We start from the raw sequence: 18,011 nt of genomic DNA on the forward strand, positions 1-18,011 counted from the left end.
AAATGACTGTGGAACCAGAATTGAAAAAAGAAGTGATGGAAGAAACGAAGGAAGAAGCCTCCCTGCTGTCACCAGAGATGCTATTTGAAGAGTTTGACCTTGATGATATTGAAGTCATTGAAAGCAAAGTCTTCGCCTGATAATCCCAGCCCCCGGTCCAGGGGGCTTTTTAATGACTAATAAAAGAGACTGTGATGACCTTGATGGCGAAACCCGCGCCCGTGGGGGTTGGGATCCAATATAACCCTGAGATCCTTGACTGGTTCCCGTTTGAATCTTTGCAGGTGGATGTGCTGGAAGTCCTGCTCGATAACATTATGGCGCCGCTGGATGGGCCACACATCTTACGCCCTGAAGTGCGGGCGACGCTTGAAAAGTTGGGTGAGCGTTTTACCCTGCTGGCCCATTCAAACTACGGCTGCGATTTTGGTTTTAATCCACTGGAGTCTACTGCTGCGGTCCAGCGCCACGTTCCGCTGGCAAAAATGATAAATAGCCCATGGGTGGCAAATCACTGTTTCTATGGTGACGACTCCTGGTTAGATATCTGGAGCAGCCCATTGCAATTTTCTCATCGGGAGATGCTGCGTTGTGCCGACCGTGCGGCAGAGCTTCAGCAACGTTATGGGATACCGCTGGCACATGAAAATGCGGCCTATTATCTCTCCTGTCCCGGTAGCGAAATGCGCGAAGCGGAATTTCTGGCCCAGCTTGTCTCAAGGTCAGGCACGTTTTTGCATCTCGATTTACATAACATCTATGCTAACTCCATAAATTTGCCCCATTTCGATCTGCGTGATTACCTGGACACCATCCCGCTTGAGCGGGTGATCGCTGTGCATCTGGCCGGTGGCAGTTGGGCTGAGGGGCTATATCATGATTGGCACGATGCCGCGGTCCCGGAGCCGGTATGGGAGCTTTACGAAACGCTGCTGCAACGGACGACGCCTTCGGCAATTATTCTGGAATACCAGGGTCAGGCGCATCACACCCTGACCCGCGTAATGGATCAGGGCGATGAGTCGATGATCGTGAAAGATGTCAAACGCGCGCAGGAGATCTGGCGGCGAGCGACGGTACAGACGAAGGTGGTCAATGATGGATGCTAAACTTGTCTGGCACACCTGGCGAAAAATCCTGCGTGATGAAATGCTCCAGCAGCGCGTCTTTGACCCGACCTGGTCGGGGGCAAACGATACGAGTTTAAGTCCGGCGGAACAGGATGTTATCGCAGCTTATGCCGATAGCCGTGATCGTGCGAAATGGTTCATTGAAAACTATCAGTTTAGGCTGGTGAACTCATTTATCAACGCGCTGGAAACTGGAGCACCTCTGACGCTGCGCGCATTGCTAAATAGTGGCTTCGAGATGGCAGAGCTATCACACCGCTTTTTGCGTCAGCATCATTGGCACGATTATGGTCCGCGCGTGTATCAGTATGGCTCTGAAGCATTGGACTGGCTTATTGAAAAACAGCACCTTCTCGGCTTGTCCGCAGCTCTGGTCGATTTAATATGGCTGGAAAAAACGACCGTAACGCTTTACCTCTCCTTGCAAAATCGTCCTGGCCTGGTGACGGCTGGGCGAGCTGAGTATCAGCAGTCCGGCATGGCGCGGCTTTATCGTAGCCGCTATCAGCTCACCAACTGGCTGCGCGATAAAAAAAGCCTCGGGCTTCACGAACCCGCTATCGGGGAGGAAAATCTGCTGGTTGTGCTACCCGATTACAGCAGCCGGCATAAATATCTGCGCGTTCCGGACCGCTGTGCGGCACTGTTTAACGCCCCTTCACTGGCAAATGTTCAGCCGGAACACCAGGACGAATTGCATTTGGCTCGTCTGTTGGCCTGTAACGCACTGGTTAGCGGGGAGGCAAGATGAAGTGTGCTGACTATTTTTGGCTACGCTCCACTGGATTTTCCATAGACCACATTCTGCATCTGACGCCCGTGGCGTTGATCGCTCCACTCCGTGATTTCACTGGCTTACTTGTACGGCGTGAAGAGCTGTCGACGCGTCTGGAGAAACAGGCTTTGGACTGTGGCGAGGATCAATGCAAAAAGTTTTTACGCAAGCTTCAGGCTAAACAACCCCTGGCGGTGAGTGACTTGCCGCTTGCGCTACGAGCGCCTCTGGAAATTGATTTGCAACAATGGGATCATCTCAACCAGTTGCTGGGAGAGCAGGAAGCCGACCTGCGTCAGCGCTTCACGGAAGGATGCGAGCAGACCCGCCAGAAGTTGATCGATTTTCTCTCTTCCCCGCAGGTGGCAGAGGCAATTTTTATCTCCAATCCAGATGCAGCCCAACGAATGACCGCATTAATTGCCGAACGTCATTGCGCCAATGACAGCCGCAAAAAACAGAAAATTCGTTTGGGCTGGAGCTATGCGCAACGTCTATGTACCAAAAATGATACCTGCAGCTTTTTTGGTCCAATTGGATGGGGGGCGTTCAGCGAGCAGCAATCTACCCGCGTGGTTGTGGACTGGCAGCCCGGTAATGGACTCAAACAAAGGCGTACTTTTTTTGAGAGCTGGTTGATTCAGCGGCTGGTAGAAAAGATTAATCAATGCTGCCCTCAACTCTCACTGCTGCCTCTACGGCTGAATGCGGGCTGTCATTTGCAGCAGGACATTCTCTATTACCCTCTGGAGAAATCGCGGCAACTGACAGGTCAGGTACTTGAACTACTGACCGAAATCATCGCTACCCCCGGTATTACCACTGCGCAATTAAGCACCCCCCCGGCTGGGCTGGTGGAAAGCCTTGTGGCGTCTCGCGTGCTTGACCAGGGTTTTGAAATAGCCCCAGGAGCAGCAGAGCCGCTTGAACAACTACTTCAGCAAATGGATGAGGCGTCTTTACCCGCACATTTTATTTGCCACTGGCAGGCGGTCTTCCAGCAGGCACAGCGTTTAAGGGATCAGTATGCTGGTGGCGATCTTACGCAGCGGCAATCCTCGCTTGATGCTTTAAACCAATTGTTTAGCGATGCGGGCGTTTCTTTGCAGCGTGAGAGCGGCAAGATGTACGTTGGGCGCTATCCCATCTACGAAGACTGCGCCAGTGAGAGTGTAGTGACGTTCAGTCGTGACCTGCAACGGCATCTGGAGCGTGATTTCTCAGGTTTGATGGCTATTTATACCTGGCTTACCCGCGCCAGTGGAGCCTTACTACATGAAGCCTGGCTGGCTGTGTATCAGCGGCAAGCAGCTAATCATCCTGCGGGGGTGAGTTTGCTGGCTTTGCTACACCACCTGAATGCGCAGCAGGCTGTAACTCAGCACGCTATTCAGAAAAAGCTCCTCACCATGCTGGAAACTGCCTGGCAGCCTGTGCTGGCATCAGCGCAGGGTAAGGAAGTGGTGCTTGATGAAGCGGTTCTGCATGGCGTAGTGGAACGCCTTTATTTGCTTTGTCCCCTGGCCGGTGAGTTTTCTGTCTTTGGTGATAGCTTCCATTCGCCCGATATTATGCTGGCGGCCACTGACAATCACGCCTTGAACCGTGGGGAGTTCACATTGGTTCTCGGGGAAACACATCCCGCCGTTCATACTCTTAGCCAGCCGGTTGCCGCACCGTTCAGCCCGTTTAATGCCGAAATTGCGCAGCATGTCAGTTTGTTGATGGGCCGCTCCCGTTTAATCCTCGCTGATTCACCCCAAAGCTATCAGCGTTCGCATATTGACTGGCCTTTGGTTGAACGCTACAGCCAATTGATATTACCTGGCGGTGGCGGCTGTGTTGCGCATGAGCGCCGTTATCCGATAGGACGAGCGAAGGTTACTGTACGGGAAGGGCGCTTGTGGGTAGTTGATAGCCAAAATGCCTTCGATGAAGATTTGCTATGCGTTTACGGCAGCGCATTGCATCGTCTGGTATTTGAACTGGCTCATGACGTTGTGCCACGCCACGAAAAACGCAGAATACGCTTCAACCAGACTATCTATAAGCGGCAAACCTGGGTTTTCGCGCAATCTCAGTGGCCTTCCCCGGAAGCTGATGATTTCCATGCCTTTGTCGGTTGGCGCTGTTGGCAACAAAGCCATAGCCTGCCTCGTTGGGTATTTATCAAGTGCGATAGCGAACCAAAACCTCTGTTTATTGATTTCGATAACCCCCTGGCTATCGATGCTTTGACAACCGTACTCAAAAAAGCGCAGCGCATACAGGTGTCGGAAATGCTTCCGGCACCCGATCAGCTGTGGCTAAACGATGCCCGTGGGCGGGTATGTTGCGAAATCAGAACGACATTTTCTTTACCAGAACGCAAGGCGGCCGATGATGCAAAATGATCCACTAGCAGTAGAGGAAGCTGTACAGCAGGCAAAGCAAAGTTTTGCGATGTTGTTTTTGACCATTTTTATTCCGTTTGGCATGGGGCATTTCATCTCTTACCTTTTCAGGACCGTCAATGCGGTTATTTATAGCGATCTGGCTTCTTCGCTGCATCTGCCAGCACAAAGTATGGGATTACTGACGGGCGCATATTTCCTGACATTCGCTGCCGCACAAATTCCGCTGGGCGTGATGCTTGACCGCTATGGCCCACGTTCAGTGCAAAGCCCGATGCTGTTGATAGCAGCCGCTGGGTCGGTGATTTTTGCGCTTTCGCATTCTGAAATAGGATTGATTATCGGGCGGGGTTTGATTGGCCTTGGGGTTGCCGGATCGCTAATGAGTGCGATTAAAGCTTGCTCAATCTGGTTGCCTGTAGAACGTCTTCCTCTGAGCACCGCCTGTTTGTTATCCGTCGGTGGTTTGGGGGCGATGGCCTCTACCGCGCCGATTCAAATCCTGATGCACTGGATGAGCTGGCGGGAGGTTTTTTTATTGCTGGCGGCTTTGACGCTGGCTGTCAGCCTGGTTATCCACTGCACCGTACGTCGTGATTACACACCGAAAAACACCCGGCTTCACGATATGTCGTTGGCGGTGGTCAGTTTGTATCGTTCGTGGACCTTCTGGCGTCTGGCGCTCTACTCGGTTTTCGCTCACGCAACCTATATGGCGATTCTGGCGTTATGGATGGGTCCCTGGCTGCGCGACGTGGCCGGGCTGAACGAGGTGCAGATGGCAACCGTGTTGATGTACGGGACGGTCGCTATGGTGGCTGGCTCTTTGAGCTTTGGCTGGTTGACGGACTCTCTGCGAAAATTTGGTGTGCAGCCGATTATGATTTGCGGCACTGGCGTATGTATTTTCGTTTTTTTCCAGGCTCTGATGATAAGTGGTATGCCGGTTCCTCCATGGCTTATCGCCGTAGGGTTCAGCTTTTTTGGCACGTCTACCACCATGAATTACGCCATTGTGGCACAGTCCGTCTCCCCGGAACTTGCCGGGCGAGTCAGTTCTTCCTTTAACCTTGTCGTGTTTGTGCTGGCGTTTATAGTGCAATGGATTGTTGGCGGAGTCATTGGCCACTGGCAGAGCATTAATGACAGTTATCCCGCAGTAGCTTACCAGTGGTCGCTTGGGTTGCTGATTGTGTTGCAATTGCCTGGCCTGTTGCTGTGGCTCACTTTTAAACCGTGGCGTAGAGAGCAACTGCTGACACGTTAGTTTTGCCGGGAATAAGGTCTTTTTACCAACGGGTCATTGACGAACTCGCGGCGATTACCTTCGTGCGAGACTGCGGCGAAAACAATGAAAGCGTGATTGCCTGCCCGGCAAGCGAGCTGCCGAAAATATTCCCCCAGGGCCTGTAACCCTGAGGGACGAGGGGATTAACCCGGTAAGCGGCTCTTTGGCCGCCCAGGGCCGAGCAGAATCGCCAGCTTGGCCCCGCCTTTCGTTGTTTCCATCAGGATTTTACAGACGCTGGTCAGCGGCACGGAGAGCAGCATGCCCACCGGGCCGAGCAGCCAGCCCCAGAACAGCAGCGAGAGAAACACCACGAAGGTGGACATCCCGAGGCCGCGGCCCATCATGCGCGGCTCCACGATATTCCCCAGCACCATATGCACGACGAGGAACAGCACGCCGACCATGATCATTTCGTAGGTGCCGTTGAAAAGGAAGGCCTGAAACATCGGCGGTATGGCGGAAATCACCGAACCGATATTCGGGATGTAATTAAGCAGGAAGCCCAGCACGCCCCACATCAGCGCGAACTGCACGTCGAGCAGCGCAAGCCCCGCCCAGATGATCGCACCCGTCCACAGGCTGATTAAGGTTTTCAGCGCCAGATAATGCGTTACGCCTTTCAGCGCGCGGTGCAGGCCGGCGATATGAATTTGCGGATTGGAGAGCGCGAAGCGCAGCTTGTAAGGGACGTGGCGTACTTCGAAAAGCATGAACACGACGGTCATCACCAGCAGCAGGATGCTCGCCATCGCGCCGGAAAAGCCCGTCATCATCGTGGTGGCGAAGGCCATCACTTTCTCAGAATCCATGCGCTGCAGCATGCGTTCGGGCGACAGGCGCAGATGCATGAAAGGCACCATCCTCTCAATCTCCAGTACCTTTTGCGTCAGCACCTTGTTGTACTTCGGCAGCAGCTCCATGAAGTCGCTCATCGACGCGGCCAGCACGCCGATCAGCATGGTGAGCACGACAAGCATCACGAACACGACGATGGAAATCGCCAGCGGGCGGTTCACCCCACGGCGAATAAACCAGGTCACCAGCGGGTTGAGCACGATGGCAAAAAACAGCGCCAGAAGCAGCTGGACGATGATATCTGCCGCCGCGTGAATGCCCGCGAGAATAATCACCAGAGCAGAGAGTTTTAACAGGATGTGTAGCCCGACTTTATCTGCTTCCGGGGTGGGCAGGGTGCGCATGGAGGATTCCTTTCTGTGATCGATCTTCATAGTGTAGCGGTTCGTTTGTATCCTACGCAGAGGGGGTGTCTGAAAGTCCTGATTTCAGGCAAAAAAAACGGCCCCCGATGGTAACCGGAGGCCGTGCTACACCCGCAAAACCTTATTTGATGGTGATGGTATTGATGATGTTCTCAGCGGCGGACTGCGCTTTCTGCTGATCGTCAGCCGGAAGGGTGATCTGCATGGTCAGCAGCTTGTTGTCTACTTTGCTCAGAATGACTGAAGAGTAGGCAGTCTGCCCTTTCGCAGAGATAACGGTGTCGAGCTGCTGCAGCGTATGGCCTTTAACCTCGACGGATTTGTTGGTGACGACCTGCAGCTGCGGGTCGCGCGCGCGCTGCTGATCTTCCAGACGTTTTGTCAGCGCAGCCAGGTCATCCGGGCTGTTATCGCCCACGATCACAATCACGGCTTTCTGGCCCGTGGCGTCCGAATAGACATGCATATTGTTAGTCTGTGTGCCTAATTTTCCGCTCTGGTCGGTCATATCCGCAGGCAGCGCAAAGCTCAGCTTGCCGTCCAGCAGGGTTACCGGCTGGCCGCTGGCGTTACTCTCCGCCGCAGCGCCTTCGGTCGGGGTTTTGGTGTCGTTGTTGTCGCAGGCAGCAAGACCCAGCACCAGCAGGCCGATACCGACATATTTTACCAGGTTACGCATGACATCTTCCTTTAATGTTAACTAGCCATTGAGGCCGATCTCAGCATCTTAGCATAAGATAATTCAGTCACGGTCAACCCGGCTGTAACGACGACATTTCAGATTTATCCGCCAGGCGTTTCATCAGCATATTCAGCAGTACGCCGTACATCGGCAGGAAGAACACTAAACTGATTAATACCTTGAAGCAGTAATCAACGATGGCGATCTCCACCCAGTGCTGGGCCATAAACGCGTCCGGGCTGCGCCAGAAGGCGATAAAGAAGAAGGAGAGCGTGTCGCTGACGTTGCCAAACAGCGTAGAGGCCGTTGGCGCAAGCCACCAGCGGCGGCTCTGACGCAGGCGGTTAAACACGTGGACGTCGAGGATCTGGCCCAGCGCGTAGGCCATAAAACTCGCGGCGGCGATGCGGGCGACGAACAGGTTAAAGTGCGTCAGCGCTTCAAACCCTTGCCAGCTGCCCATATAGAACAGGGCGGAAATGCCGTAGGAGATAATCAGCGCGGGCATCATCACCGCGAAGATGATACGGCGTGCTAAGGGCGCGCCAAAAATTCGCACCGTCAGGTCGGTTGCCAGGAAGATGAACGGGAAGCTGAACGCGCCCCAGGTCGTATGGAAACCAAACACCGAAACGGGAAGCTGCACCAGGTAGTTGCTGGAGGTGATCACCAGCAAATGGAATAGCGATAGCCAGAACAGCGCCTTTACGCGCTGAGTCGAAGTGAACTGCGTCATTTTTTAGCCTTTTTAGTGAATGGGGTGAGGGAACCCAGTAAACAATGTCTGCCAGCAAGCTGGACGGCGGGCATGATACTGCGTTAGCCCCGCTTTGCAACGGTTAATTTTAGCGCAATCGTTAACGTCTCTTGCGCAGGAATTTACCAGGCGTAAACTAGCGCGGTTTTTAAAATGTGAGACCGACCATGACCGATCTGTTTGCCAACCCCGACCACACGCTGGACGCCCTCGGCCTGCGCTGCCCCGAGCCGGTAATGATGGTGCGCAAAACCGTGCGCAATATGCAGACGGGTGAAACGCTGCTGGTTATCGCCGACGACCCGGCCACCACGCGCGATATTCCCGGTTTCTGCCGCTTTATGGAGCACGAACTGCTCGCGCAGCACGTCGAATCATTGCCTTATCGCTATCTGCTGCGCAAAGGCCAGTAATCTCTGTCGGCCCTGTGCGCCAGCGCAGGGTTTTGAACCTTCTTTGCATCATTCCTGAACTCTTGTTTCAGATATTGTCGCTTTTGTGAAGTGCTTCACCTCCGCTTTTTCCCCCGTGGTCTAGTTTTTATTCGTCAAACTAAAACATTGTTTTAATTCTTACCTCCCTTACCTATATCTGCTGGAGCGACACGATGAAGAAGACTTTACTGCCTGCTTTTGCCGGCCTGTGCCTGTCCACCGCGACGCTGCTCTTTGCGCAGGCCGGTTACGCGCAAGTGATCAAAGCCGCCGACGTCCACCCTGAAGGGTACCCGAACGTAGTTGCCGTTCAGCACATGGGCGAAAAGCTTAAAAAAGAGACCAACGGCGAGCTGGAGATTAAAGTCTTCCCAAGCGGCGTGCTGGGCGATGAAAAGCAGATGATTGAGCAGGCGCAGATGGGCGCAATTGACATGATTCGCGTCTCTATGGCTCCGGTTGCCGCTATTTTGCCCGACGTTGAGGTCTTTACCCTGCCGTACGTCTTTCGCGATGAAGACCATATGCATAAAGTCATCGACGGCGATCTCGGCAAGCAAATTGGCGACAAGCTCACCGCTAACCCGAAGTCCCGCCTGGTGTTCCTCGGCTGGATGGACTCCGGCACGCGTAACCTGATAACCAAAAAACCGGTCGTGAAGCCGGAAGATCTGAAGGGGATGAAAATCCGCGTGCAGGGCAGCCCGGTTGCGCTGGCAACGCTGAAAGACATGGGGGCTAACTCCGTGGCGATGGGCGTTAGCGAGGTTTACAGCGGTATGCAGACCGGTGTTATCGACGGCGCGGAAAACAACCCGCCAACGTTCATTGCCCACAACTACATGCCGGTGGCGAAAAACTACACCTTAAGCGGCCACTTCATCACCCCAGAAATGCTGCTCTATTCGAAGGTGAAGTGGGACAAGCTGAGCGCCGACGACCAGCAGAAAATCCTCAAGCTTGCCCGCGAAGCGCAGATGGAACAGCGCGAGCTGTGGAATGCCTACAACAAACAGGCCCTGGATAAAATGAAGGCTGGCGGCGTGCAGTTCCACGAAATCGACAAGGCCTGGTTCGTGAAGGCGACCGAGCCGGTCCGCAAACAGTACGGCGACAAGCATCAGGAACTGATGAAAGCCATTGCTGACGTCCAGTAATTCTGACGCTAACGCTTTCGTGGAGGACGTATGTCCCAAAGCTACTCAAACTGGATGGATAAAGTCTACCTGGCGGCGATGGTCGTCGCCGGTTTCTCCTTGCTTGTCATGACCATCATTATTCCGATTGGGATTTTCTCGCGCTATGTGCTCAACCGTGGGGAGTCCTGGCCGGAGCCGGTGGCGATTATCTGCATGGTGACCTTTACGTTTATCGGCGCGGCGGTGAGCTACCGCGCAGGTTCGCATATTGCGGTAAACATGCTGACCGACCGGCTTCCAGCGGCGGCGCAGACGTTCTGCGCACGGGTGGTTGACCTGCTGATGCTGCTGATTTCAGGCGTGATGCTTTATTACAGCTATTTCCTGTGTGCGGATCTGTGGGAGCAGCCGGTGGCCGAGTTCCCCATCCTGACTTCAGGGCAGACCTATCTGCCGCTGCCTGTTGGCGCGGTGTTGCTGATGTTGTTCGTTATCGAGCGGCTGCTGTTTGGTTCCCAGGAGAACCGACCGGTAGTGCTGCTGGGTAATCACGGTTAACGGCCAGGGGATCCAAAATGGATGCATTTATATTATTAGCCACCCTCGCCGTGCTGCTGGCGGTGGGGATGCCCGTCGCCTTTGCCGTGGGCCTCAGCGCCATGGTCGGCGCGCTGTGGATTGATTTACCGCTCGAGGCGATCATGATCCAGATAACCAGCGGGGTGAACAAATTCACGCTGCTGGCCATCCCGTTCTTTATTCTGGCGGGGGCGATTATGGCGGAAGGGGGCATTGCCAGACGTCTGGTGAACTTCGCCTACATCTTTGTCGGGTTTATTCGTGGCGGCCTGTCGCTGGTGAATATCGTGGCGTCGACCTTCTTCGGGGCGATTTCAGGGTCGTCGGTGGCGGATACCGCCTCCATCGGCAGCGTGATGATCCCGGAAATGGAGAAAAAGGGCTATCCGCGGGAATACGCGGCGGCGGTAACGGCGAGCGGATCGGTACAGGCGATACTTATCCCGCCCAGCCACAACTCGGTGATTTATTCGCTGGCGGCAGGGGGCACGGTCTCCATCGCCACGCTGTTTATTGCCGGGATATTGCCCGGACTGCTGTTGGGGGCCAGCCTGATGGTGATGTGCCTGGGTTTTGCCCACAAGCGCGGCTATCCGAAGGGCGATCGCATTCCGTACAAACAGGCTTTAAAAATCTTCTTTGATGCGCTGTGGGGCCTGATGACCGTGGTGATTATCCTCGGCGGCATTCTGACCGGCGTGTTCACCGCCACGGAATCGGCGGCGGTGGCCTGCGTCTGGGCGTTCTTCGTCACCATGTTTATCTACCGTGACTACAAATGGAACGAGCTGCCGAAGCTGATGTTCCGCACGGTGAAAACCGTCTCGATCGTCATGATTTTGATTGGTTTTGCGGCGGCCTTCGGCGCGGTGATGACCTACATGCAGCTGCCCGCGCGCATCACTGAGTTCTTCACGTCGCTGTCCGACAACAAGTACGTGATCCTCATGTACCTTAACGTCATGCTGCTGCTGATCGGCACGCTGATGGATATGGCGCCGATCATCCTGATCTTAACGCCGGTGCTGCTGCCGGTGACCAACGCGCTGGGCATCGACCCGGTGCATTTCGGGATGATCATGATGGTGAACCTGGGAATCGGGCTAATCACCCCGCCGGTGGGTTCGGTGCTGTTTGTGGCAAGCGCGGTCAGCAAGCAGAAAATCGAAGTGGTGGTGAAGGCCATGCTGCCGTTCTACGCCATGCTGCTGGTGGTGCTGGCGATGGTGACCTACATCCCGTGGGTGTCGCTTTGGCTGCCGCATGCGTTGGGGATGAACTAAATCCGGCGGATGACGCTGGCGCTTATCCGCCCTACAAAACCAGGTTAACTCTCTCTGTCGTAGGTCGGATGGCGCTGGCGCTTATTCGCCCTACAAAACCAGGTTAACTCCTTTGTCGTAGTCGTAGGTCTGATAAGCGAAGCGTCATCCGACAAAAAAACCGTCAAGTTGGGGCCGGAAGGTTCAGCGTCATCCAGCTATTATTTTTTCCGCAGCAGCCTCAGCGCGTTAGCCGTGACCAGTGCCGTTGCGCCTGAATCTGCCAGTACCGCCAGCCACAGGCCGGTCAGGCCCAAGAGCGTGGTAACCAGAAAAATGGCTTTCAGGCCCAGCGCGATGGTGATGTTCTGGCGGATGTTGTTATGGGTGGCTCTTGCTAAGCCGATCATGCCCGCAAGCTCGGTCAGGCGGTTATGCGTCAGCGCCGCATCGGCGGTTTCCAGAGCAACGTCCGTGCCGCTGCCCATGGCGATCCCGATGGTTGCCGCTTTCATGGCTGGGGCGTCGTTAATGCCGTCTCCCACCATTGCCAGCGGCCTTTGCGCGTTCAGCTCATTTACCGCTTTGACTTTATCGGCGGGCAGCAGGCTGGCGCGGTAGTCCATGCCCAGCTCACCTGCGATAGCGGCTGCGGCGCGAGGGTTGTCGCCGGTCAGCATCACACCCTGTACGCCGATTTTATTCAATGCCTCTACTGCTTCTCGGGCATCGCTGCGCAAGGTATCTCGCATGGCGATAACGCCCAATAGCTCGTCCTGGCGGATCGCTGCGATGACCGTCTGGCCTTCCGCTTCCAGCCGGGTAATGCGCTGCTGGCAGCTTTCAGTCAGCAAACCGGCGGGGAGTTTGCCCGGCGTGCTTAGCAGTACCGTTTCACCCTTGAAGGTCGCTTCCACGCCAGTCCCCGTCAGAGCGCGATGTGCCTGGGTAGGCGGAAGATCTAAGGATCTGCTCTGCGCTTCGCGGACAATTGCCTGCGCCAGAGGGTGCGTTGAGCCTTGTTCTACGGAAGCGGCAAGGGCCAGCAGTTCGTTTTCGCTAAGCGAACCCGAGGTTTCTATCGCGGTGACCTGCGGTTTACCTTCGGTCAGCGTACCCGTTTTATCGAACGCAATATGCTGGATTTTGCCAAGACGCTCCAGGGCCGCTCCGCCTTTAATCAGCGCCCCGCGTCGTGCAGCGGCGGCCAGCCCGGAGGTGATTGCCGCAGGCGTTGAGATAACCAGCGCGCACGGACAGCCGATAAGCAGCAGCGCCAGCCCTTTATAGATCCACTCGCTCCAGCTCTGGCCGAACAGCAGCGGCGGAACGACTGCCGCCAGCAGGGCTATTGCCATAATAATCGGCGTATAAATACGGCTGAAACGATCGATAAAACGCTCTATCGGCGCGCGGCGCTCGTCGGCTTCCTCAATCAGGCGCAGGATGCGGTCGATGGCGCTGTCGCCCGGCCCGGAAATTACTTCGAGCTGTACAAGCCGGTCAACGCTGGTGCTGCCCGCCGGGACCTTCTCGTTTTGCTCGCGCTCCACGGGAACGGATTCGCCGGTCAACGCGCTTTCATCGAAGCTGGCGGCCTGGCCAAGCAGGCGGCCATCCGCAGGCAGACGGCTACCGGCAGAGACCTCAATGATATCGCCTGGACGCAGCTCGCTTAGCGCGACGGTTTCCCGCTCGCCGTTACGGATGCGCGTTGCTACCTCGGGTTTGAGCGCCATTAATGCGCTGACGCCACGGCGAGCGCGGCTGGCGGCGTAGGATTCAAGCCGTTCGCCAATCAGGAACAGCAGCAGCACCATCGCGGCTTCGGCCGTGGCACCAATAAACAGCGCGCCGATGGCGGCAACGCTCATCAGCGTTTCAATGGCAAACCAGTTGCCGCTGCGGATCAGGCGCACGGCCTGGCGCGCGATGGGGCACAGGCCGACCAGCGTGGTGGCGATAAAGGCCAGATTGCCAAATGGGTGGTTAAACTGCTCAAGACCCCAGCTGATCGCCATCATGGCAATCAGAGAGAGGAGCGGGAGGTTTTCACGCCAGCCGGAGGGAGGCTCAGTTTTGGGCGCATCGCTGTTGCGCAGAGTATATCCGGCGGCCTTGACTGCTTTTTCTACCTCCGAACGAACGTCGCGCGGGGCGCTGACCAGCAGCTTTTCCGTGGCAAACAGTACCTGAACGCGCTGAACGTCAGGAATCTGCTTCACGGCATTTTCAACTTTTCTGGCGCAGGCCGCGCAGTCCATTCCGGCCACCAGCCAGCTGTATCGCTCGCCGCTATCGGGAAGCGTGGCGGTTTCCGGCCCGGCGACACACTGCTCGTCAGAGCAGCAAGAGGGTGCCTCAACAGGCAGCGGGCTAAGCTTTGCCTTCGCAAACTGCGGGGGATTTTTAGAGTTGAACATGCACCCTCCTGGGTAATGATAAAGTTCTCATTACCGATGTTACACTCTGGAGCTTACTCCAGAGTCAAGAGGGTTTGCGCGAATTAAATATATAACGCCCGCACGATCATAAAGTGACCGGCAAAGTAGCAGGCGGCAGCGATGGCGCTGTCCGCAGCAAAGCGGCGGCGGTAATGGCTGCCCAGCCAGACGATATTTCCCAGCAACAGCAGAGCCGCGCCCACAAACCCTGAGAAGCTGGCGCTGGTCGGACGGAAGAAGTAAAGCTCACCGGCGAGCCACACCATCACCAGCATCATGCCGATAAAGGTCATGATTGGCCAGCGGAAAGTTTCGAGCCGCGTCCAGATCAGCGCCACCAGCAGCGCGCCGACGATCAGCAGGGCCAGCGGCAATGGCCAGAAGAACGAGAAGGTCATCTGGCTGGCGAAATAGAGGGTATAGAGCAGGTGTGACAGGAAAAATGCGCCGATCGCGTACAGCATGCGCTGGGTGGGCAGCAGGGTCAGGGCATCGCCCACAAGCGTTGCCAGCAGGCCCGCGAGAATTAAGTAGCCGGTGGCTTCGAACATCGGCGCCTGCCAGGCCAGCAGCAGTAAAAGCAGCAGCGTAACCGGCTTAAAAACCCAGCGCTGCCAGCCAGGGCCGCGGTAGGAGGCGTCGACGTAAAGCCATCCCGAAAAGAATACAGCGATAAATGACCAAAGCATGGCGTGTCCCTTTTGTAATTGTTGGCGTACGGCACGGTCGCCCGTGTTCATCCCTTCAGTCTAGTGGGCAACGCCGGGTGATGACAACGCCCGGACGTGCGCTGTATTCTTAAAAGTGACCGACAATATGAGAAAAAACCATGAGCAAGCCGCCCGTTATCTTTATAGCAATCATCGTGTTAATCGTGGTTGTCGCCTCTTTTCGCTTTATGCACCAGCGCCGTCAGAACGCCGAAAATGACGCCGCGCCGCTGAGCCAGAAAAGCGTAGTTGTCTCTACAAAACGTGAAAAGCCTGCCAACGACCGACGCTCGCGCCAGCGCGATGTGACGCCTGCCGGGGAGGCAATGCGGTATGAAGTGTGGTTCCGTCCGCAGGCGGGTGGCATGGAGCTGAAAATGCGCGTGCAGGCCGCGCAGTATCATGAAATGAGTGTGGGGGATAAGGGGACTTTGCAATACAAAGGGACGCGCTTTATTGGCTTCGTCCCTGATACCACTCAGTAATGCGCGCTTACTTACTGCCCTGACGCAGCTTCTTCTGCCAGGCCAGCAGTTCAAACACGCCGAAGACGAAAATCTTAAACTGCTGCAGGCGGCTCAGCGGCGGCGCGTCTTTGGGCTGGGTCGACTTCAGCAGAGCCAGCTGCATGCCGTGCATCAGCACGGTGAAAATCAGCGCCACGTTGACAAAAATGTTCAGCGGGCGCGGGAACGGGTGGACGATATTCAGCAGCAAAAATGCCCACACGAACAGCATCAAAAGTCTGCCTATGTTAATCAGCACGGTGTTTCTCCTTTGACTTCGCGAAGGTAGAGGCGATAGGCGACCTGGCCGGCCACTTTCTCACGGTGTAATGTCCAGCTCGCAGGAACCGGCGGCATACCGTTCTCCACTTCACTTTCCACATAAATCAGGGCGTCTTCCGTCAGCCAGCCGTTGGTTTCCAGCAGCGTTAACGTCTCTTCCAGAAGCCCCTTACGGAACGGCGGATCGACAAACACGATGCTGTGCGGGGTGCCAGGCTGCGCCAGATAATTCAGGGTGTTGGTATTCGCCACCGTGCCGTTAGCCGCCTTGAGCGTCACCAGATTTTTCTGTAATTGTGCCGAAACGCTGCGGTCCATCTCCAGCAGCGTAGCGCTTGCCGCATAGCGTGACAGCGCTTCCAGCCCCAGCGCGCCGCTGCCTGCGAAGCAGTCCAGCACGCTGGCATCGACCATCGACGGAGCCAGCCAGTTAAACAGGGTTTCGCGCACCCGGTCGGTGGTCGGGCGCAGCCCCGGGCTGTCCGGAACCGGAAGTTTACGGCCGCGCCACTGCCCGCCGATGATGCGGATTTGGCCGGTGCCGGAGGATTGGGGTTTCTTCATGAGACTCACTGGGATGCGATTTTTGTCAGCTATTCTAACGGCGCTGCGGATGCGGGGAAACCTTAATCCGCCAGAGTGCCGTAAGCGCCTGGAAAGTGATAGACTAACATATTCAATCGACGATTATTTTCAGTGCCCGGAGCCTGTGCGATCGGGTCTGTGCCATGAATCAACAGCGAGGAGTACATTCGCAAATGGCGAAAGACAAAAAACGTGGCTTTTTTTCCTGGTTGGGCTTTGGTCAGAAAGAGCAGGAGCCGGAACAGGAACCAGAACAAAAATCAGAACAAAAATCAGAACAGGAACAGCCGGTTGCCAAAGAGATTGCTGAGCAGAACGCAGAGCAAATCGCTGAACAAATCGAAGAGGCAGAGCAGCCTGTTGCCGAGGAAAAGCCTGAACAGCTAGCCGCGCATTCCCCGCAGGAAACAGAAGCCTTTGCCCAGGACGTCGTGGAAGTTAGCGAAAAGCTGGTTGAAGACGCCCCCGAGCCGCAGGCCGTACGCGAAGCAGAAGCAGAAGCAGAAGCAGAAGCAGAAGCAGAAGCAGAAGCAGAAGCAGAAGCAGAAGCTGAAGCTGAAGCTGAGCCAGTAGCAGAGCAGGTAGTCGTGCCTGAGCCACAGCCTGAAATCATTGAGCCAGAGCCAGCCGTTCAGCCGCAGGCGGCCATTGAGCATGAAGAGCTGCCGCTGCCAGAAGAGATCGCCGAAGAGACTGCTGCAAGCGAGCCTGAGCCAGAAGAGTGGCTGGCTGAGCAGGAACAGGCCGCCGACGAAACCGTTGCTGAAGTCGAAGAAGTAATTGCTGCGCACGTCGACTATGCCCCTGTAGAAGAGGCGCCTGCCGAAGTTATCGAGCCAGAAGAAGAGGCGGAAGAAAACGCGCAGGACGACGCCCAGCAGGAACAGGAGAGGCCAACTAAAGAAGGTTTCTTTGCCCGCCTTAAGCGCAGCCTGCTAAAAACGAAGCAAAATCTCGGTTCTGGATTTATCAGCCTGTTCCGCGGCAAGAAAATCGACGACGATCTGTTTGAAGAGCTGGAAGAGCAGCTGCTGATTGCGGACGTGGGCGTGGAAACCACGCGCAAAATCATCACCAATCTGACTGAAGGCGCGAGCCGCAAAGAACTGCGCGATGCGGAAGCGCTGTATGGCCTGCTGAAAGACGAAATGAGCGAGATCCTGGCGAAGGTCGACGAGCCGCTCAACGTTGAAGGCAAAACCCCCTTCGTCATTCTGATGGTTGGTGTTAACGGTGTAGGTAAAACAACCACCATCGGTAAACTGGCGCGCCAGTTCCAGCAGGAAGGCAAATCGGTCATGCTGGCGGCGGGTGATACCTTCCGTGCGGCGGCCGTTGAACAGCTCCAGGTCTGGGGCCAGCGCAACAATATTCCTGTTGTCGCTCAGCATACCGGCGCGGATTCCGCATCGGTAATTTTCGATGCCATTCAGGCCGCTAAGGCCCGTGGCGTTGATGTGTTGCTGGCGGATACCGCCGGGCGCCTGCAGAACAAAGCGCACCTGATGGAAGAGCTAAAGAAAATTGTCCGGGTAATGAAAAAGCTGGACGAAGACGCCCCGCATGAGGTTATGCTCACCCTCGATGCCAGCACGGGTCAGAACGCAATAAGCCAGGCGAAGCTGTTCCACGAAGCCGTAGGGCTGACGGGGATCACCCTGACAAAACTGGATGGCACAGCCAAAGGCGGCGTGATTTTCTCCGTTGCTGACCAGTTTGGCATTCCGATTCGCTATATCGGCGTTGGCGAACGAATTGAGGATTTACGTCCGTTTAAGGCGGACGATTTTATTGAGGCACTTTTTGCCCGAGAGGATTAACA

Annotated in this window: 18 protein-coding genes and 1 pseudogene; 12 read left to right on the plus strand and 7 right to left on the minus strand. The window is 55.7% G+C overall.

Going from position 1 to position 18,011, the window contains the following annotated elements; all coding sequences use genetic code 11:
- Window positions 1-8: 8 nt before the first annotated feature.
- The 6 genes and pseudogenes from ACA108_01130 to ACA108_01155 all read left to right on the plus strand — a co-directional run bounded on the left by ACA108_01130 (window position 9) and on the right by ACA108_01155 (window position 5,711).
- The gene (locus ACA108_01130) at window positions 9-140 is read left to right on the plus strand and encodes a TglA family RiPP precursor (protein ID XEX96179.1); all 132 of its coding nucleotides are present in this window, start codon (window positions 9-11) and stop codon (window positions 138-140) included.
- 54 nt (window positions 141-194) lie between these two features.
- On the plus strand, window positions 195-1,109 hold the full coding sequence (locus tag ACA108_01135) for a DUF692 family multinuclear iron-containing protein (protein ID XEX96180.1): 915 nt from the start codon (window positions 195-197) through the stop codon (window positions 1,107-1,109).
- Entirely contained in the window at window positions 1,096-1,881 is a 786-nt protein-coding gene (locus ACA108_01140) for a hypothetical protein (protein XEX96181.1), read from the plus strand. The genes ACA108_01135 and ACA108_01140 overlap by 14 nt, the downstream gene beginning before the upstream one ends.
- The gene (locus ACA108_01145) at window positions 1,878-4,298 is read left to right on the plus strand and encodes a lantibiotic dehydratase (GenBank protein XEX96182.1); all 2,421 of its coding nucleotides are present in this window, start codon (window positions 1,878-1,880) and stop codon (window positions 4,296-4,298) included. The genes ACA108_01140 and ACA108_01145 overlap by 4 nt, the downstream gene beginning before the upstream one ends.
- Complete coding sequence (locus tag ACA108_01150) at window positions 4,285-5,565, plus strand: MFS transporter (protein XEX96183.1); 1,281 nt, start codon at window positions 4,285-4,287, stop codon at window positions 5,563-5,565. The genes ACA108_01145 and ACA108_01150 overlap by 14 nt, the downstream gene beginning before the upstream one ends.
- Before the next feature lie 32 nt (window positions 5,566-5,597).
- Window positions 5,598-5,711 (plus strand): annotated as a pseudogene (locus ACA108_01155) (phenolic acid decarboxylase).
- 18 nt (window positions 5,712-5,729) lie between these two features.
- Here the strand turns inward: ACA108_01155 and ACA108_01160 are convergent.
- The 3 genes from ACA108_01160 to ACA108_01170 all read right to left on the minus strand — a co-directional run bounded on the left by ACA108_01160 (window position 5,730) and on the right by ACA108_01170 (window position 8,227).
- Entirely contained in the window at window positions 5,730-6,788 is a 1,059-nt protein-coding gene (locus tag ACA108_01160; GenBank protein XEX96184.1) for an AI-2E family transporter, read from the minus strand.
- 142 nt (window positions 6,789-6,930) lie between these two features.
- A complete protein-coding gene (locus ACA108_01165; GenBank protein ID XEX96185.1) occupies window positions 6,931-7,488 on the minus strand; it encodes a DcrB family lipoprotein in 558 nt (185 codons plus the stop codon).
- Window positions 7,489-7,561: 73 nt separating this feature from the next.
- Window positions 7,562-8,227, minus strand: a complete 666-nt coding sequence (locus ACA108_01170) for a 7-cyano-7-deazaguanine/7-aminomethyl-7-deazaguanine transporter (GenBank protein ID XEX96186.1) — start codon at window positions 8,225-8,227, stop codon at window positions 7,562-7,564.
- Between the two features lie 188 nt (window positions 8,228-8,415).
- Here ACA108_01170 and tusA point away from each other — a divergent pair, with 188 nt between their 5' ends.
- The 4 genes from tusA to ACA108_01190 all read left to right on the plus strand — a co-directional run bounded on the left by tusA (window position 8,416) and on the right by ACA108_01190 (window position 11,683).
- Complete coding sequence (tusA, locus tag ACA108_01175; GenBank protein ID XEX96187.1) at window positions 8,416-8,661, plus strand: sulfurtransferase TusA; 246 nt, start codon at window positions 8,416-8,418, stop codon at window positions 8,659-8,661.
- A gap of 194 nt (window positions 8,662-8,855) precedes the next feature.
- On the plus strand, window positions 8,856-9,839 hold the full coding sequence (locus tag ACA108_01180) for a TRAP transporter substrate-binding protein (protein XEX96188.1): 984 nt from the start codon (window positions 8,856-8,858) through the stop codon (window positions 9,837-9,839).
- Window positions 9,840-9,869: 30 nt separating this feature from the next.
- Window positions 9,870-10,379, plus strand: coding sequence for a TRAP transporter small permease (locus ACA108_01185; protein XEX96189.1), 510 nt, complete (start codon window positions 9,870-9,872; stop codon window positions 10,377-10,379).
- Window positions 10,380-10,396: 17 nt separating this feature from the next.
- The gene (locus tag ACA108_01190; protein XEX96190.1) at window positions 10,397-11,683 is read left to right on the plus strand and encodes a TRAP transporter large permease; all 1,287 of its coding nucleotides are present in this window, start codon (window positions 10,397-10,399) and stop codon (window positions 11,681-11,683) included.
- A 200-nt stretch (window positions 11,684-11,883) separates the two neighbouring features.
- Here the strand turns inward: ACA108_01190 and zntA are convergent, their stop codons facing one another.
- Window positions 11,884-14,085 carry a Zn(II)/Cd(II)/Pb(II) translocating P-type ATPase ZntA gene (zntA, locus tag ACA108_01195; protein XEX96191.1) on the minus strand — a complete coding sequence of 734 codons (2,202 nt, stop codon included), beginning with the start codon at window positions 14,083-14,085 and terminating at the stop codon, window positions 11,884-11,886.
- Between the two features lie 83 nt (window positions 14,086-14,168).
- Window positions 14,169-14,795: a lysoplasmalogenase gene (locus tag ACA108_01200; protein XEX96192.1), complete on the minus strand. Its 627-nt coding sequence runs from the start codon at window positions 14,793-14,795 to the stop codon at window positions 14,169-14,171.
- Between the two features lie 140 nt (window positions 14,796-14,935).
- Between ACA108_01200 and ACA108_01205 the strand changes: the two genes are divergently transcribed.
- Entirely contained in the window at window positions 14,936-15,301 is a 366-nt protein-coding gene (locus ACA108_01205) for a DUF2500 domain-containing protein (protein ID XEX96193.1), read from the plus strand.
- A 7-nt stretch (window positions 15,302-15,308) separates the two neighbouring features.
- Here ACA108_01205 and ACA108_01210 read toward each other — a convergent pair whose 3' ends face one another.
- Together ACA108_01210 and rsmD are read right to left on the minus strand one after the other, a co-directional pair.
- The gene (locus tag ACA108_01210) at window positions 15,309-15,581 is read right to left on the minus strand and encodes a DUF1145 family protein (GenBank protein ID XEX96194.1); all 273 of its coding nucleotides are present in this window, start codon (window positions 15,579-15,581) and stop codon (window positions 15,309-15,311) included.
- Window positions 15,575-16,168 carry a 16S rRNA (guanine(966)-N(2))-methyltransferase gene (gene rsmD, locus ACA108_01215; protein ID XEX96195.1) on the minus strand — a complete coding sequence of 198 codons (594 nt, stop codon included), beginning with the start codon at window positions 16,166-16,168 and terminating at the stop codon, window positions 15,575-15,577. Before rsmD ends, ACA108_01210 begins: the two co-directional genes overlap by 7 nt.
- Before the next feature lie 194 nt (window positions 16,169-16,362).
- Here rsmD and ftsY point away from each other — a divergent pair, with 194 nt between their 5' ends.
- Window positions 16,363-18,009, plus strand: coding sequence for a signal recognition particle-docking protein FtsY (gene ftsY / locus ACA108_01220; protein XEX96196.1), 1,647 nt, complete (start codon window positions 16,363-16,365; stop codon window positions 18,007-18,009).
- The last annotated feature ends 2 nt before the right edge of the window (window positions 18,010-18,011 follow it).

This window comes from Dryocola sp. LX212 (assembly GCA_041504365.1).
In the GTDB taxonomy this organism is placed as follows: Bacteria; Pseudomonadota; Gammaproteobacteria; order Enterobacterales; family Enterobacteriaceae; genus Dryocola.

Excerpts from the sequence above, each read along its gene's own strand:
- ACA108_01135 (XEX96180.1), top strand. The coding sequence starts at position 195 with ATGACCTTGATGGCGAAACCCGCGCCCGTGGGGGTTGGGATCCAATAT.
- ACA108_01140 (XEX96181.1), top strand. The coding sequence starts at position 1,096 with ATGATGGATGCTAAACTTGTCTGGCACACCTGGCGAAAAATCCTGCGT.
- ACA108_01145 (XEX96182.1), top strand. The coding sequence starts at position 1,878 with ATGAAGTGTGCTGACTATTTTTGGCTACGCTCCACTGGATTTTCCATA.
- ACA108_01150 (XEX96183.1), top strand. The coding sequence starts at position 4,285 with ATGATGCAAAATGATCCACTAGCAGTAGAGGAAGCTGTACAGCAGGCA.
- ACA108_01160 (XEX96184.1), bottom strand. The coding sequence starts at position 6,788 with ATGCGCACCCTGCCCACCCCGGAAGCAGATAAAGTCGGGCTACACATC.
- ACA108_01165 (XEX96185.1), bottom strand. The coding sequence starts at position 7,488 with ATGCGTAACCTGGTAAAATATGTCGGTATCGGCCTGCTGGTGCTGGGT.
- ACA108_01170 (XEX96186.1), bottom strand. The coding sequence starts at position 8,227 with ATGACGCAGTTCACTTCGACTCAGCGCGTAAAGGCGCTGTTCTGGCTA.
- tusA (XEX96187.1), top strand. The coding sequence starts at position 8,416 with ATGACCGATCTGTTTGCCAACCCCGACCACACGCTGGACGCCCTCGGC.
- ACA108_01180 (XEX96188.1), top strand. The coding sequence starts at position 8,856 with ATGAAGAAGACTTTACTGCCTGCTTTTGCCGGCCTGTGCCTGTCCACC.
- ACA108_01185 (XEX96189.1), top strand. The coding sequence starts at position 9,870 with ATGTCCCAAAGCTACTCAAACTGGATGGATAAAGTCTACCTGGCGGCG.
- ACA108_01190 (XEX96190.1), top strand. The coding sequence starts at position 10,397 with ATGGATGCATTTATATTATTAGCCACCCTCGCCGTGCTGCTGGCGGTG.
- zntA (XEX96191.1), bottom strand. The coding sequence starts at position 14,085 with ATGTTCAACTCTAAAAATCCCCCGCAGTTTGCGAAGGCAAAGCTTAGC.
- ACA108_01200 (XEX96192.1), bottom strand. The coding sequence starts at position 14,795 with ATGCTTTGGTCATTTATCGCTGTATTCTTTTCGGGATGGCTTTACGTC.
- ACA108_01205 (XEX96193.1), top strand. The coding sequence starts at position 14,936 with ATGAGCAAGCCGCCCGTTATCTTTATAGCAATCATCGTGTTAATCGTG.
- rsmD (XEX96195.1), bottom strand. The coding sequence starts at position 16,168 with ATGAAGAAACCCCAATCCTCCGGCACCGGCCAAATCCGCATCATCGGC.
- ftsY (XEX96196.1), top strand. The coding sequence starts at position 16,363 with ATGGCGAAAGACAAAAAACGTGGCTTTTTTTCCTGGTTGGGCTTTGGT.